Raw genomic sequence first — 14,356 nt, 5'->3', positions numbered from 1 at the left:
ACTGAGTCTGCGCTGTGAGTCCGACCTGCCACCGCTTTCGCGGCCGTCGTACCTCCGACTGCTCCCACAGGGTTCGCGTCGTTCACGGGTCCTCGTCTCGAAGCCATTTCCTCTGGGAGACGCCGGAGGTTACGACGGCAGCGACAGGGACCTATCGGCCGCCGACAGTGCCTGCCCTACAACCGAAACGATTGCTGCATCGCCTGCGCCAGCAGGTCCACGGCTTCATCCCCGCGTGAAGCCGCGCTGCGCACGAACACAATGTCGTGATCGGGAATGACCGGCAGGCCGTCGAGGATTTGCATGTGTTCGGTGACCTTGCCGCGATCGATCAGACTGACGGCCAGTCCCGCTTCCACGCAGGCTTTGACTGCCTGATTGGAAGGGCTTTCGAGGACGATGCGTGAGCGGCGGCCCGAGGCCTTGAGCGACTCCGTCATGGCTTCGCGGTAAGGGCATTGCAGCGCGTGAACCGCCAAGGGCAGCGGATCGTTGAGCGCCACTGTCGTGCTCGTCGGGCCGACCCAGACAGGCGTGGTCGACATCAGCACTTGGGTGTCGGGGCCGATGTCGCCTTTGCGCTGCGCCACGACGGCCGTCTGCAATTTGCCGCGCTGGACCAGCTCCCTCAGTGCATAGCTCGGCCCGGTTTTCAGTTCCAGCACCACATTCGGCCAAGCGGCGGCGAAGGTCGGCAGGATGTCGCGGATGACATGGGTCGCGTATTCGTCCGGCACCCCCAGCGTGATGCGCCCGGCGAGGTCAGTGCCGTGCAGGTCGGCCAGCGCCTGATCGTGGGTGCGCAGCAAATCGGCGGTCGAAATCAGCAGCCGCTTGCCCAGCACGGTCAGCGAAATGGACTGGTTATCGCGGTTCAGCAACCGGCCGCCCGCCACCTGCTCCAGACGCTGAATGTGAACGCTCACCGCGGCCGGGCTTTTATGCAGCTGCTCGGCCGCCGCGCTGAATTTTCCGATGCGCACCACCGCATGAAAGGTGCGCAACAGGTCGATGTCGAGAATGGCTGTCATGGTTCAATCCTGGTGAACAACTGATGCATGATCTTTTGATTTATTAGATTACTCCCCTTCCGTAGCCTATGGGAATGAGCCAGCCCATTCCGATTCAACCCAACCAACCGACACGCCGCCACTGGCGTCACACGTTGCCCTTGCCTTTGCTTGAAGCGGGGCTGCTGCTGACCTGGAGCTCCGGCTTCATCGGCGCGCGCTTCTCCATCGACTACGCCCCGGCGCTGCTGGTGGTGTTCTGGCGCTGCGTCGTGGTGTGTCTCCTGTTACTGCCGTTCGTCTTCCGCGCCCTGCTCAAGACACCGGTTTCCGTGCTGCTGACCAACGCCGGAATCGGGCTGTTGGCCATGGCGGGCTACCTGACCGGGGTGACCCAAGGCATCGCGCTCGGCGTACCCGCCGGGTTGGCCGCATTGTGCGCTGACCTGCTGCCGTTGGGCATGGCATTGCTGGCAGCGCTGGCGTTGGGCGAGCGCTTGGCACGGCAGGTCTGGCTTGGGCTGATCGTCGGGCTGGTCGGGGTGTTGTGGGTGACCCATGGCGCGCTGGTGCTGGGGGATGCGCCGCTCTGGGCCTACGGCTTGCCGGTGGCGGGCATGTTCTCCCTCGCCGTGGCGACCTTGTGGCAAAAACACGCCAGCACGTCGCAGTCGATGGGTCTGCTGCCCAACCTGTGGTTGCAGTGTTTCGTGTCGAGCTTCGCCTTCGCCGCCATCGAGGGCAGCCAAGGCAGCCTGGCGCCGATCCCTACCACGGGCTTCGTCCTGAGCGTGGTATGGACCGTCGCCCTGTCGACCCTCGGCGGCTACGGGCTGTACTGGATTTGCCTGCGCCGGACCACCGCGACCCGGGTCGCCAGCGTGCTGTACCTCAGCCCGCCGATCACCCTGCTCTGGGCTTGGGCCATGTTCGACGAACCGTTGTCCTGGCAGATGGCGTCGGGCATGGCGATTTCCGCAGTGGGCATCTGGCTGGTGGTGCGCGCCGAAGCGCGGCAGCGTTCGGCGGCCTGACACGCCCTCAGGCTGAGCCGCCATCACGAACTTTACCCTCCCGACGCCGAGACCTCTTTGTAGATCGCTTGCAAATTGGCTTTGCGCTCCTGGGTATTGGGGTGACGCAAGGCCGGCGACGTGACGATGTCCTCGACATCCCCCGCCATCGCCACAGCCTGGCTGGCGGATTTTTTCGACGTCGGCTCGCCCTGGGTCGCAGGCAAATCCTTGATGAACGCATCGAGGGAAGCGCCCAGCTGCTGTCGATTCGGGTAGACCCGGCTGAGCATCTTCACCGCACAGGAATCGGCTTGAAGTTCCTGATCGATGTGATGGCGAGTGAACTGGCCTTTCTCCAGCTTGATGCGATCCACCACGGCCTTGGGGTTGCCCGAGGCGCTTTTCATCAGGGTGAGCAGATCGGATTTGACGCTGAACGAGTCAATCACGACGCTCTGCATCTCCTTGGTTTCGTGGCGCTGGAGCACGTGGGAGATTTCGTGCGCCAGCGCGAAGTAGGCCTTTTTCTGCATCTCTGGCGTGTCGAGCAGCCCCTTGTCCAGATAGAGATAGCCACCCGGTAGGGCGAGTGCGTTGTGGCTGTCGCTCTTCACAATGAACAGCTTGAAGCGGTAGTCATAGGGCTCGTGGATACTTGCCAGAATATCGCTGAGCATCTTGTCGGCCGCCGGGTAAAACTTGCGTCCTTGCTTGGAATCGCGGGCGAGCAATTGCTCTTCCCGGGCCTTGTGCTGGCGTTCGGCGTACATCACCTCGGCGCTCATCGGCATCCAGTTCAGTTGTTTGGCGGCGCGTTTGGCGGAGTCACTGAGTGTGTCGTTGCTGGCCGTCGGTTGTGCCCCGCCGGTGCCGAGCATTTTATTGAGCTGGCCGGGTAACGCCTCCATGCCTTCCTTGAGCCCGAACACCGACAACGACGCAAAGTTGTCGGTCAGTCGATAGGGCTGAACCAGTTCGGCGCAGTGTTTGTCGAGCACCACCAGCGCCCGTGGCGGCAGGCTGTCGATGTCCTTGAGGTGCTGAGCGCTGTGGGTGTCGAACGGATTGGACATCTGCCCGGTGCTGCAGGCGCTGGTCAGGATGACCAACGCTAGCACTCCGTGAAACGCGACCTGCGTATTCATAAGGCATCCCCGACAGGCACGTGCCTGTCATTTGAGCTGTTGCTTGAGCTGGTTGATGCGCAGGTCTCTGGCACCGTAATAGCCCTCTTCATCGAGGGCGGCGGCCTCATACACCAGCCGTCGTTTCGGGTCGCTCACCTCTTTGCGGATCTTCTCCAGTCGCTGACGCACCTCCGGATCGGCCTGGGCCTTGGCCAGATCGGCCTGGGCGGCCTGCGCATTGAAGGGGCGGTCCTCCTCCAGCTTGCGGCCCCCGGTTTTGCGACCGTTGACGACGCTGTCCAGCACTGAGGTCAGGGCGCCGCATTCAACGGGCTCGTTATCGGACCAGATCAATTGCAGCAGACTGCTGATCGCACTGTTGCCGCTGGACTGGTTTTGCAGGTCTTGAAGGCCCTTGCACTCCTTCGCCATGACGGACGCTGAGGCACTGATGAGCACGACGGCTGACAGAAGCGTGAAACGTGATCAATTCATGAACGTTTCCTCAAGGGTTCAGGAGTGATGCAGTTGCCTGATCAGCAGAAAAATCAGGCCGAAAAACGCCAGTCGGCGAATGAGCAGCAACACCCAGGCGAGGTATTGGCCGCTCATCCACAGGCGCTGGAAATCCTTGTAGAAAAACCGGGCCGCCCGCTCCCGCAGGCCGTGGTCGTGTCGGGGGCGTTGCTCGGCCTCCCGAGAGACTTCGCGGGCGAACGACTCAGTCCCTTTTTCATGGGCCACGCGAAGACGGTGGACCAGCGCCTGGCGTTGCTCGTAGCCCTCGCCCACCGCTGCGCCGACGGCACTGTTGAAGAAACTCTCGATCAGCATGCCCAGCGCGATGGGAATGGGCGAAAGCCAGAGATTGAAGTGGCGTAGCAGGCCGAACGATGCGGCGGTGAGGGCGAAGACCAGGAGAATGAAGCCCACGCCAAGGAAGATGATGACGTAAGGCGCCCATTGCCGATCGCGGGCGCGGCTGCTGAAACGCAGGGCAAAATAACGATGCCAGGACCATTCGATGAGCCCGCCCATGAGCAGGCCCAGAAAGAGGTCGAGCACAAAGCCGAGAAATGATTTGAACGGCGTCGTGGGCTGCAATAACGACATGAAACTCGCAGCGTGAACCTCAACCCCATACATCGTTCCCAACGGCGTTGAATAGGTGTCGTCTTCCCCAAACCCGCTGCCGAAGAACACCACCGGTAAACGATAGAGAGGTTCGAAATGGGTGCGGGCGTTGCGGCGGCTGTCGATCTGGCGGGAAGGCATCTGGCCCAGCGGAATCGCCCGCAGGCCCGTCCCGTATTGACCGGGATTGATGATCAACGACGCATGCTCGCCCTCTTCCAGACAGTTGTGAGGGCGCGTGGAAGGATCGGTGTAACGCTCGAACGCGGTGGCTGCCATCGATTGCGGGGTGCACGCCTGGCGAGTGACCAGACCGTAACTGACCTTGAGCGTAGGGTCGGCGAAGGAGACAAAACCCGCCAGGTCCTCACGCCAACGGTCGGTGTTGGCCTGACCCTCGACGTCCAGTAACTCGAAGGGTTCCATCAGCACAGTACGCGTCGGGCGCTGTTGCATGAAGAGCTGCTTGAGCGACTCTTCGCAGCGCCTGTCCTCGATACCCGCCGCACCGGCTAACGGCAACGCGGGAGACAGGTCCAGATCGACCACCAGCAACGCCGGGCCCAGTGCGTAAATCGCTTCGAGGTCCTTCTTCAGCTCGCAGCGATTCAGCGGATTGCGTTCCCGGTAATAGTCTTCATGGCTTTTCTGGTCGATCAGCACCACGGCGACGGTTGGCGTATTGCCCAATTCCAGTGCGGCGTCTTTGGCCGTGAGGTTGCCAATGCCGAAGAACGCGTAGCCGTCGATGGCGTCGAGCCAATGCAGGTCATGATGGAAGACCCCCACCAATGCCGCGACGACCAGCGCCGCAGGCAGGTGATGGGTCCAAGTGGAGAGATGCCGGACAAACCAGCCTCCGGGAGCATGCGGGTCAGGCATGACGTTTCCTCTGTCGCTTACGAAACGCTGACCCAAAACTCTGCAAACGCTCACTGCGCAGGAGTCTGCTGGTGCTACGTCAGGCCGGGGAGCACGGGTTCGGAGAGGCCACGAACCGCGCTGCCTGACGGGCTGCCGTATGTTGAACTTAGCAGGTGAATAACCAGCCGCAAGGGCCGTCGAGCAAAGAAACTTGAGCGGTCATCCGGGTGTTTCACCCGCGTTACAGCGTCACGCCGCCCTGCTCGGCCATCAGTTCGACAATCCAGTCGATGAACACCCGCAGCTTGAGGCTGATGTGCCGGTTGGGCGCATAGGCCACGTACATAGGCATCACGCTCAACGTCCAGTCCTCGAACAACGGGATCAGTTCACCCTGCGCCCGGGATTTTTCCGCCATGTAAACGGGCAGCCAGAGTGCGCCCAATCCGGCCAGACCGGCTGTGATGTACGCGTTGCCGTCGTCCACCACCAAGCCGTGGCGGCTCTGCACTTGAACGGCTTCGTCACCCCGTTGCAAGGTCATCGGAAACAGCTTGCCCGTCCGCGCCCAGCGATACCCGACGATGCGGTGATGCGCCTCTTCCAGCTCCCGGGGGTGGGTGGGCGTGCCGTTGCGTTGCAGGTAATCCGGCGCGGCGTAGACACCCAATTGCAGGTCGCCGATATGGCGGGCCATCAACGATTGATCGGTGAGCTCGCCGCCGCGCACCACGCAATCGACGTTTTCGCCGATCAGATCGACCATGCGATCGCTCACGCCCAGGTCGATCTGAATGTCCGGGTAGCGCGCCTGAAACCCCGGCAGCGCCGGGATCAGAATGAACCGCGCGAACGGGCTCGGGACGTCCACCCGCAACCGGCCTCGGGGCACGGTGGCAGCGCCGGACAGGCTGGTCTCGGCGTCGTCCACGTCGGCCAGCACCCGCACCGCCCGCTCGTAGTACACCGCACCATCGGCAGTGACGTTCACCTTGCGCGTGGTGCGGTTGAGCAACTTCACCCGCAGCCGCGCTTCCAGTTGCTGAACGAGCTGAGTGACAGTGGTTTTGCTCATGTGCAACGTCCCGGCAGCTTTGGTGAAACTGCCGGTTTCGACCACACGAACGAACGCCTGCATTGCGTCGAAACGGTCCATGACGACTCCGAAAACGAGAGAGATTGTTTGGGATTACCAAACAGTGCTGAACAAGGTTGCTCGTTTATCGGTGGCGTGCAAGGCCTTTACAGTCACTCCATCGTTAATTACGGGTCATCACTGACCCACCGATGGAGGCTGCACATGACTGTTCGCGACGTTGTTTTCCCACCTGGACGCCAAGCGCTGTACGAGCGCAACCGCTACTCCCCGGCGATCAAATCCAATGGCTTTCTGTTCGTGTCTGGCCAGGTCGGCAGCCGCGAAGATGGCTCGCCTGAGCCTGAGCTGAAAGCGCAGGTGCGATTAGCGTTCAATAACTTGAATGGGATTTTGAAAGAGGCTGGCATCACCTTCGACGACGTCATCGACGTGACCGTGTTCATCGTCGACCCGCAGAAGCGATTCGAAGCAATCTGGGAAGTCGTGCCCGAATTCTGGGGCGTTGCGCCGCATCCGACGATCACGGCCGTGGGCGTGACGTGGTTATATGGGTTCGATTTCGAGATCAAGGTGATTGCGAAACTGCCGGAGTGAAACGACGGCGGCGTGTCAAACAGCCCATCCGTCTCAGGCCCACCGCCTTCGCGGCCGTCGCACAGCTCCGGCTGCTCCCACAAGGTTCAGGCCGGTCGCGAAATCTCCACATCCCGCAAACCCCGCGGGAGACGCCGGAGGCACGACGGCAGCGACGACGATGGATCAGGGACACATAACACCTCCCTTATCCCATTTACATCCCGAATCAGACTCCAACGCTCTAATCCTCCCGTGGACACTAACCTTGACCTTCCCAGCCAACATCAGGAAGACGAAGAATGTCCGCACGCCCTCAATCCCGGAGACTGCGCGTTGGTCGCTGCTCTCAGATCGATCAGGTCTACTTGATCACTGCTGTGACCCACAACCGACAACCTTTCTTCAGCGACTGGCGAGCAGCTCGACTCTTGGTGCATCAACTGCGCAAGGCGCAATGGGCTGGATTGGCGGATTCGTTGGCATGGGTAGTGATGCCCGATCACTTCCACTGGCTCATGCAACTCAAACACCGAGAGCTGTCGTCGGTGGTGCACAGGGTCAAATGCCAGGCGGCGGGCCAGATCAATGGGTATTTGGGCAGATCAGGGCAATTCTGGCAGCGTGGCTTTCATGACCGAGCGCTTCGCAGTGATGAAGATGTGCGGCCGGTAGCCCGCTACATCATTGCTAACCCGATAAGAGCAGGATTGGTCAAACGGGTACACGACTACCCGCTGTGGGACGCTCACTGGCTGGACGGGTGTGAGTATTGAGCGCGAAGGCGCAGGCTCAGACGGTCTTTGAGCCGACTGACCCACCGCTTCGCTGCCGTCGTGCCTCCGGCGGCTCCCACGGAAACCGTGTTGAACCCTGATTCATTGGCATCCTCACGCACGCGATGTTGGTGTCGCTACCCTCCGCGCGCAACGAAGATAATCCCGTGGGAGCTGCCGTGAACGGGCCTCCGGCGGCTCCCACGGAAACCACGTTGAACCCCTGATTCATTGGCATCCTCACGCACGCGATATTGGTGTCGCTACCCTCCGCGCGCAACGAAGAATATCTCGTGGGAGCCGCCGGAGGCACGACGGCAGCGATGACGGAGGTCCAGACGGTCGTTGCACCGACTGACCTCCGCTCGTTAACAGCCAACGCTACAGGTCACATCGCCTCTTCCAGGGTCAACTCTGGCGGCTGCCGACGCAGTCCACCTGTCAAATACATCAAATACACGAACCCGATCGCCAGCCACGACAGCCCGAGTTCCACCGCGTTGGAGTCCAGGCTGAACATCAGCCACAGGTCAGCGACCATCCCCGCCAGCGGCAGCAGCACATACAACAGCACAGCGCTCAGGCCACGGCGTTTCTGGGCGATCCAGTAGTGAAAGATCACCGACAGGTTGACCAGAATGAAGGTCAGGAACGCGCCGAAGTTGATGAATGAGGTGGACGTCGTTACGTCCATTTTCAGGGCCAGCAAGGCGACGACAGCGCTGAGCAGGATGCACCCGACCGGGGTGCCGAAGCGTGGGGACAGGTAACCGAAGAACGCCTTCGGCAGCACCGCGTCGCGGCCCAGCACGTACAACAGCCGGGAACCGCTGGCCTGGGCGGCGATGCCGGAAGTGAATTGTCCGATCACCAGCCCGATCAGAAAGATCGACACGAACAGGTCGCCCCCGATGTTTTTCGCGATCTCGTAGGCCGCCGAATCGACGTTGGCGAATTGCAGCGACGGTTGAGCCAGTTGCACCACATACGAGGTGCCGACGAAGATCAGTCCACCAATCAGCGTCACCCACAGAATCGCCCGTGGCATGTTGCGTTCCGGATCGTGGGTTTCTTCGGTCAGGGTGCTCACTGCGTCGAAGCCGAGGTAGGAATAACACGCGATCGCCGCGCCGCTCATGATCATCGACCACTGCACGCCCCCGCTGGCGAACGGCGCCAGGGTGAATAACGGTTTCGTGGGATCGCCCAGCGTGTAGTGAACGCACAGCACGATGAACGCCGCCAGAATCAATACCTGCAGGAGCAACAGCAGGATGTTCACTGCCGTCGCCAGTTTCAGGCCGAGGATGTTGATCACCGTGGTCAGGGCGATGAACGCCAGCAGCCAGATGAATTGCGGCACCTCGGGAAACGCGGAATTGAGGTAAGCGGTGCCGATCAGCCAGATCGCCATCGGCAGGAACAGATAGTCCAGCAGGATCGCCCAGCCGGTCATGAAGCCCAATCGGGCGTCGATGGCCTTTCTCACGTAGGTGTACGAAGACCCCGACACCGGGAAGGCCTTGGCCATGTGCGCGTAACTGATGGCGGTCAACAGCATCGCCACCAGCGCGGCGAGGTAGGCCATGGGCACGTGCCCGCCGCTGGATTGGGCGAGAATGCCGAAGGTGCCGAGGACGATGATGGGGGTCATCAGGCCGACGCCGAAGATGACCAACGTGCCGAGGGATAAAGTGCGTTTCAAATGAGCCATTAACGTCTCCGATTATCTTTTTAGTCGTTTGCGCGCGAGGCGCCGGATGTTTGGCAGTGGCAAAGAAAGTGACAGCTAATGATTATTGGGGGTCAGCGGTTGCGGGTCAGTGGTGTTCTCCGGAAGGAATGGCGGGGCCGTGAGGGATCACGAACCGATGATCAGGTCGCGCCGGTCGCCGCTGTCGATGACGTCACCGCTCAGCCGCAGGCGCTGGTGACGGTCGTAGACGTAGGGTTCGCGGGCCTTGTCCAGCAGGTTCAGGTCGAGGGTGAGCCTGAGTGTCGCTTCGTCGCGACCGGCTTCCACCAGCAGGTCGCCAAAGGGATCGACCACCGCGCTGCCACCGGCGAACACCAGCCCGTCGTCGCCCTGCCCCACGCGATTGACCATCACTGCGAAGGCCTGATTTTCCAGTGCCCGCGCCATTACGCAGGTGCGGTGCGTGGGGCCGTAAGGGTCGAAATTGCCGTTGGTGACGATCAGCAGTTGCGCGCCGAGCTGGCCCAGCGCCCGCGCCGTCTCGGGAAATTCGATGTCGTAGCAGATCAACAACCCCACCCGAATACCCTTCCACATCACCGTGGACAGCCGGTCACCGGCGTCGAACACGTCTCGCTCGCCGGACCACAAATGGGTCTTGCGGTAATGCAGCACAATGCCCTGCTCGGGGGTGATCAGCACCGTGGTGTTGTAAAAGCGCCCGTCGTGCACTTCAGCAAACCCCACCGCCACCGCAATGCCCCGCGCCGTCGCCGCCTGCTGAACCCGCGTCAGCGTCGGGCCGTCGAGGGGTTCGGCCATCTGCGCCACGTTGTCTTTCGTGGGAAAGCCGGTGAGGTAGGTTTCCGGCAACACCAGCAATTCGGTGTCCGCCGCGCACGCTTCGATCAACGCCAATGTGCGTTCAAGGTTGTACGCCACATCCCCGTCACGCCCCGTGACCTGGGCCAGTTCTACATTCATCTTTCACTCCTGCATGCCGGTCGCCGCCGACCACCTGTCGTCAGGTATTATCAGCCCTTGCCGCCCACGGGGTAATCACACGTCATGGGTAATCCCAAGGAGTGACAATGAGCACGCCGCCCACGTTGCAGGAAATCGCCTGGCATCGCACGTTCGGGATTCTGATTGGCGCCATCGATCAGCCAAACTTCTGGCAGACCGTGGTGCGCCGGGTCAGCGACGTGCTGCGGTTCGATAATTGGGTCGCGCTGCTGTTCAAGGACGGGCGCCCATACCTGCTCGACGAGTCGCCCGCCGAAGATGGCGGGCCGGACCCGCTGTTTCAGGATTATTTGGGGGGCATTTATCTGATTGACCCGTTCTACCGGGTCAACTGCGAACAGGCGCAGAGTGGTCTGTTTCAATTGCGGGATGTCGCGCCGGACTGCTTCGCGCAAACCGAGTATTACCAGCGCTATTTTCACCTGAACGTGGTCGCCGACGAGATTCAGTTCAATTGCCGCATTGATGATCGGCAGCTGGTCTGCCTGTCGTTCGGCTCGCGCACGCCGATCACCCAGGACGAAGTCGCGCACCTGGCGCTGTTCCAACCGTGGATGGAAGCGCTGATTCGTCAGCGCTTGCTTCACAGCCACCACGACCCCCATCCGCCACGGGTGCCGTCCCATCAAGGGCTGGAAAACCTCAAGGCGACGCTGACATCGCGAGAGTTCGACATCTGCCAACTGATGCTCAGCGGGCACTCCAGCAAGCGCATCGCCGACCTACGGGACATCTCGGTGGACACCGTCAAAACCCATCGGCGGCACATCTACAGCAAGCTCGGGATCAAGACCCAGTCCGAACTGTTTTCCTCGTTGCTGCCGTCGTAGAAAAGGCCCGCGAACGGGCCTTTTCTCATTTCGCCAACAGCCGCTCCAACACCACCTCCAGCGGGTGGCGCAGCTCCCGGTCCGCCTGACGCTTGACCTGGCTTCGGCACGAGTACCCCGTCGCCAGCGCCTCACCCGGCTTGTCCAGTTTGGTCGCCCAGGACTGTTCGAAGATGGTCTTCGAGGTGTCTTGGTTGCGCGCTTCGTGGCCGTAAGTGCCAGACATGCCGCAGCAGCCGGTGGCTTCGGTGACCAGTTTCAGGCCCAGTCGCGCGAAGACTTTTTCCCATTGCGAGGTGCTGGCCGGGACGTTGGTTTTCTCGGTGCAGTGGGCCATCAGGCGGAAGGTGTCGGCTGACGGCCGTGCGGCGGATTCCGGCAACGCGTCCATCAGCCACTCTTGCGGCAACAGCACGGTGGGGCTGCCTTCAAGGCCTGGGACTTTCTGGTATTCCTGGCGATAAACGAGGGTCATCGCCGGGTCCAGCCCCACCAGCGGCACGCCGCAATCGGCCAGCGCCTTGAGTTGGGTGGCGTTGCGCACGGCCGCCTTGGCGAACGCACCGAGGAAGCCCTGCACGTGCAGCGGCTTGCCGTTGGCACTGTACGGCGCGAGGAACACGCGGTAGCCCAACTGATGCACCAGCTGAATCAGCGACGCCAGCAGCGGCGTTTCGAAGTAACGGGTGAACGCGTCCTGCACCAGCACCACGCTGCGCTGACGCTGCTCGTCGCTCAGTTCGCGCAGGGCCGGGACGCTGGCCACCGCAACGTTGCAGCGGGTCAGCGTGCTTTGCAGGTTGTAGCGATGGATCAACGGGCTGTCGAGCATGCCGACGTGGCGTTCAAGCAGGCCGCTCACCCATTTCGAGCCCATCACTGCGTTGTACAGCCCCGGCGCGTGGGCCAGGTACGGGATGGTGAATTCCAGCGAGCCGATCAGGTAATCCCGCAGCGGACGCTGATAACGCCCGTGGTACAGCTCCAGGAAACGCGAGCGGAATTCCGGCACGTTGACCTTGATCGGGCACTGCCCGGCGCAGGATTTACAAGCCAGGCACCCGGCCATGGCGTCGTAGACTTCGTGGGAGAAATCCGCCTGACCTCGGGACCGCTTGAGGTTGTTGCTCAGGCGCGCGGGCAGGCCTTTTATCCAGTTGGCTTTGCCTTTCGCCGCTTCCAGCACGTCGATGTTCGCCGCACCTTGCAAGCGCAGCCATTCACGAATCAGCGACGCCCGGCCTTTCGGCGAATGCTGACGTTCGCGGGTGGCTTTCCACGACGGGCACATGGCGTCGTTGGGGTCGAAGTTGTAGCAGGCGCCGTTGCCGTTGCAGTGCACCGCGGTGCCGAAACTTTGCCAGACACGCTCGTCGATCTGCCGGTCGAGGTCGCCGCGCAGGGTGACTTCGTTGACCTTGAGCAGACCTTCCGGGGCATCCGGCGGCGTGCAGATCTTGCCGGGGTTGAGCTGGTTGTGCGGGTCGAACGCGCCCTTGAGCGATTGCAGCGCGGGGTACAGTTCGCCAAAGAATGCAGGCACATATTCGGAACGCAGGCCCTTGCCGTGTTCGCCCCAGAGCAGGCCACCGTAACGCTGGGTCAGCGCGGCGACGGCGTCGGAAATCGGCTTGACCAGCGCGGCCTGCGCAGGGTCTTTCATGTCCAGCGCCGGACGCACGTGCAGCACCCCCGCATCGACGTGGCCGAACATCCCGTAGGCCAGGCCGTGGCTGTCCAGCAGCGCGCGGAATTCGGCGATGTAGTCCGCCAGTTTTTCCGGCGGCACGGCGGTGTCTTCCACGAACGGCTGCGGACGAATCTCGCCCTCGACGTTGCCCAGCAAGCCCACCGAACGCTTGCGCATGGTGTAGACCTTGTTCACCGCCGCCGCACCTTCGGACAGGGTATGGCCGAGGCGTTCGATGGTGGTGTCGGCCTGCAAGTGTTCGACGAATGCCGCGACCCGGCCGTTGACCTCGGCCACGTCATCGCCACTGAATTCCACCAGGTTGATGCCCAGAGTCGGACGGTCCGCGTCCGCCGGAAAATATTCTGCGACGCTGTGCCAGACGATGTCTTTCATCGCCAGCATCAGCACCTTGGAATCGACGGTTTCGATGGACAGCGGCTTGTGCGCCAGCAAGGCATTGGCGTCACGCAGGGCGTCCATGAAGCTGCTGTAGCGCACGTTTACCAGCACCGAGTAATTCGGGATCGGCAGCACGTTGAGCTTGGCCTCGACCACATAGCCCAGCGACCCTTCGGCGCCGCACAGCACGCTGTTGAGGTTGAAGCGCCCTTCTTTATCCCGCAGGTGCGCGAGGTCGTAACCGGTCAGGCAGCGGTTGAGTTTGGGGAAGATCGACTCGATCAGGTCAGCCTGGGTTTCCTGGATCTGCCGCGCCGTGCGGTAGACCTCGCCGATGCGACCCGGCTGGGCGCAGGCGACTTCAAGCGCGTCATCGGAAATCGGGTGGCTGTGCAGGCGTTCGCCGCCGAGCAAAACGCTGTGCAGTTCCAGCACGTGGTCGCGGGTCTTGCCGTAGGTGCAGCTGCCCTGCCCGCTGGCGTCGGTGTTGATCATCCCGCCAACCGTGGCGCGATTTGAAGTCGACAGCTCAGGGGCGAAGAACAGGCCGTGGGGCTTGAGCGCGGCGTTGAGCTGGTCCTTGACCACACCGGCCTGCACGCGAACCCAACGCTCTTCAACGTTGATTTCCAGAATAGTGTTCATGTGCCGGGACAGATCGACGACGATGCCATCCGTCAGCGACTGGCCGTTGGTGCCGGTGCCACCGCCTCGGGGCGTGAGCTTGATCTGACGAAAGCGCGGTTCGGCCATCAGCGTGGCGATGCGCGCCACATCCTCGGCGTCTTTCGGAAAGACCGCCGCCTGGGGCAATCGCTGATAGATCGAGTTGTCGGTCGCCAGCACCGTGCGGGTGGCGTAGTCGGCGCTGAGTTCGCCACGGAAGCCGCTGGCGCGCAGGGCGTCGAGAAACTCGGGGTACTGGCTCGCAGGCACTGCGGGCGAGAGTTGGGCGATCATCGTGGGATGGCCTCTTGTCGGTCTGATCACGGAAAACAGCAAAACACTTGTCGCCCGAGCATTAATCGGTCAGCCTCGGGTCGTTATGGGCGCCAATGATCCCGCAGGCTTCAGCGCGAAACAAACAGATATTCCTGCCGCTATCGATGACTT

Annotated in this window: 12 protein-coding genes; 4 read left to right on the top strand and 8 right to left on the bottom strand. The window is 62.0% G+C overall.

Going from position 1 to position 14,356, the window contains the following annotated elements; translation table 11 throughout:
* Positions 1 to 176: 176 nt before the first annotated feature.
* Positions 177 to 1,031 carry a LysR family transcriptional regulator gene (locus GVN17_RS22075; protein ID WP_166597379.1) on the bottom strand — a complete coding sequence of 285 codons (855 nt, stop codon included), beginning with the start codon at positions 1,029 to 1,031 and terminating at the stop codon, positions 177 to 179.
* Positions 1,032 to 1,177: 146 nt separating this feature from the next.
* Between GVN17_RS22075 and GVN17_RS22070 the strand changes: the two genes are divergently transcribed.
* Entirely contained in the window at positions 1,178 to 2,044 is an 867-nt protein-coding gene (locus GVN17_RS22070; RefSeq protein WP_371928598.1) for a DMT family transporter, read from the top strand.
* Positions 2,045 to 2,076: 32 nt separating this feature from the next.
* Here GVN17_RS22070 and GVN17_RS22065 read toward each other — a convergent pair whose 3' ends face one another.
* The 4 genes from GVN17_RS22065 to GVN17_RS22050 all read right to left on the bottom strand — a co-directional run bounded on the left by GVN17_RS22065 (position 2,077) and on the right by GVN17_RS22050 (position 6,307).
* Positions 2,077 to 3,171 (bottom strand): M48 family metalloprotease, encoded by a 1,095-nt coding sequence (locus GVN17_RS22065; RefSeq protein ID WP_166597377.1) that lies wholly within the window; start codon positions 3,169 to 3,171, stop codon positions 2,077 to 2,079.
* Between the two features lie 27 nt (positions 3,172 to 3,198).
* On the bottom strand, positions 3,199 to 3,585 hold the full coding sequence (locus GVN17_RS22060; RefSeq protein ID WP_166597376.1) for a hypothetical protein: 387 nt from the start codon (positions 3,583 to 3,585) through the stop codon (positions 3,199 to 3,201).
* Positions 3,586 to 3,666: 81 nt separating this feature from the next.
* Positions 3,667 to 5,169 (bottom strand): CHASE2 domain-containing protein, encoded by a 1,503-nt coding sequence (locus GVN17_RS22055; protein WP_166597375.1) that lies wholly within the window; start codon positions 5,167 to 5,169, stop codon positions 3,667 to 3,669.
* Between the two features lie 223 nt (positions 5,170 to 5,392).
* Complete coding sequence (locus GVN17_RS22050; RefSeq protein WP_166597374.1) at positions 5,393 to 6,307, bottom strand: LysR family transcriptional regulator; 915 nt, start codon at positions 6,305 to 6,307, stop codon at positions 5,393 to 5,395.
* 144 nt (positions 6,308 to 6,451) lie between these two features.
* On the opposite strand from GVN17_RS22050, the gene GVN17_RS22045 reads away from it, so the two are divergent.
* Together GVN17_RS22045 and GVN17_RS22040 are read left to right on the top strand one after the other, a co-directional pair.
* Positions 6,452 to 6,844 carry a RidA family protein gene (locus GVN17_RS22045; RefSeq protein ID WP_166597373.1) on the top strand — a complete coding sequence of 131 codons (393 nt, stop codon included), beginning with the start codon at positions 6,452 to 6,454 and terminating at the stop codon, positions 6,842 to 6,844.
* A 281-nt stretch (positions 6,845 to 7,125) separates the two neighbouring features.
* Positions 7,126 to 7,599, top strand: a complete 474-nt coding sequence (locus GVN17_RS22040; protein ID WP_166597372.1) for a transposase — start codon at positions 7,126 to 7,128, stop codon at positions 7,597 to 7,599.
* A gap of 388 nt (positions 7,600 to 7,987) precedes the next feature.
* On the opposite strand, the gene GVN17_RS22035 is transcribed toward GVN17_RS22040, so the two are convergent.
* Both GVN17_RS22035 and GVN17_RS22030 read right to left on the bottom strand, forming a co-directional pair.
* Positions 7,988 to 9,313, bottom strand: coding sequence for an APC family permease (locus GVN17_RS22035; protein ID WP_166597371.1), 1,326 nt, complete (start codon positions 9,311 to 9,313; stop codon positions 7,988 to 7,990).
* A 147-nt stretch (positions 9,314 to 9,460) separates the two neighbouring features.
* Positions 9,461 to 10,279: a carbon-nitrogen hydrolase family protein gene (locus GVN17_RS22030; RefSeq protein WP_166597370.1), complete on the bottom strand. Its 819-nt coding sequence runs from the start codon at positions 10,277 to 10,279 to the stop codon at positions 9,461 to 9,463.
* Between the two features lie 107 nt (positions 10,280 to 10,386).
* Between GVN17_RS22030 and GVN17_RS22025 the strand changes: the two genes are divergently transcribed.
* Positions 10,387 to 11,151 (top strand): LuxR C-terminal-related transcriptional regulator, encoded by a 765-nt coding sequence (locus GVN17_RS22025; protein ID WP_166597369.1) that lies wholly within the window; start codon positions 10,387 to 10,389, stop codon positions 11,149 to 11,151.
* 25 nt (positions 11,152 to 11,176) lie between these two features.
* Here the strand turns inward: GVN17_RS22025 and GVN17_RS22020 are convergent, their stop codons facing one another.
* Positions 11,177 to 14,203: an FAD-binding and (Fe-S)-binding domain-containing protein gene (locus GVN17_RS22020; RefSeq protein ID WP_166597368.1), complete on the bottom strand. Its 3,027-nt coding sequence runs from the start codon at positions 14,201 to 14,203 to the stop codon at positions 11,177 to 11,179.
* Between the last annotated feature and the right edge of the window lie 153 nt (positions 14,204 to 14,356).

The organism is Pseudomonas sp. SLFW (assembly GCF_009905615.1).
GTDB classification, from domain to species: Bacteria; Pseudomonadota; Gammaproteobacteria; order Pseudomonadales; family Pseudomonadaceae; genus Aquipseudomonas; species Aquipseudomonas bambusae.
The sequence above is the reverse complement of the archived record's forward strand: the minus strand, read 5'-3'. Positions and strand labels throughout refer to the sequence as shown.

What these genes read in the sequence shown, in the direction of transcription:
- GVN17_RS22075 (WP_166597379.1), bottom strand. Translation starts at nt 1,031, where the DNA reads ATGACAGCCATTCTCGACATCGACCTGTTGCGCACCTTTCATGCGGTG.
- GVN17_RS22065 (WP_166597377.1), bottom strand. Translation starts at nt 3,171, where the DNA reads ATGAATACGCAGGTCGCGTTTCACGGAGTGCTAGCGTTGGTCATCCTG.
- GVN17_RS22060 (WP_166597376.1), bottom strand. Translation starts at nt 3,585, where the DNA reads ATGGCGAAGGAGTGCAAGGGCCTTCAAGACCTGCAAAACCAGTCCAGC.
- GVN17_RS22055 (WP_166597375.1), bottom strand. Translation starts at nt 5,169, where the DNA reads ATGCCTGACCCGCATGCTCCCGGAGGCTGGTTTGTCCGGCATCTCTCC.
- GVN17_RS22050 (WP_166597374.1), bottom strand. Translation starts at nt 6,307, where the DNA reads ATGGACCGTTTCGACGCAATGCAGGCGTTCGTTCGTGTGGTCGAAACC.
- GVN17_RS22045 (WP_166597373.1), top strand. Translation starts at nt 6,452, where the DNA reads ATGACTGTTCGCGACGTTGTTTTCCCACCTGGACGCCAAGCGCTGTAC.
- GVN17_RS22040 (WP_166597372.1), top strand. Translation starts at nt 7,126, where the DNA reads ATGTCCGCACGCCCTCAATCCCGGAGACTGCGCGTTGGTCGCTGCTCT.
- GVN17_RS22035 (WP_166597371.1), bottom strand. Translation starts at nt 9,313, where the DNA reads ATGGCTCATTTGAAACGCACTTTATCCCTCGGCACGTTGGTCATCTTC.
- GVN17_RS22030 (WP_166597370.1), bottom strand. Translation starts at nt 10,279, where the DNA reads ATGAATGTAGAACTGGCCCAGGTCACGGGGCGTGACGGGGATGTGGCG.
- GVN17_RS22025 (WP_166597369.1), top strand. Translation starts at nt 10,387, where the DNA reads ATGAGCACGCCGCCCACGTTGCAGGAAATCGCCTGGCATCGCACGTTC.
- GVN17_RS22020 (WP_166597368.1), bottom strand. Translation starts at nt 14,203, where the DNA reads ATGATCGCCCAACTCTCGCCCGCAGTGCCTGCGAGCCAGTACCCCGAG.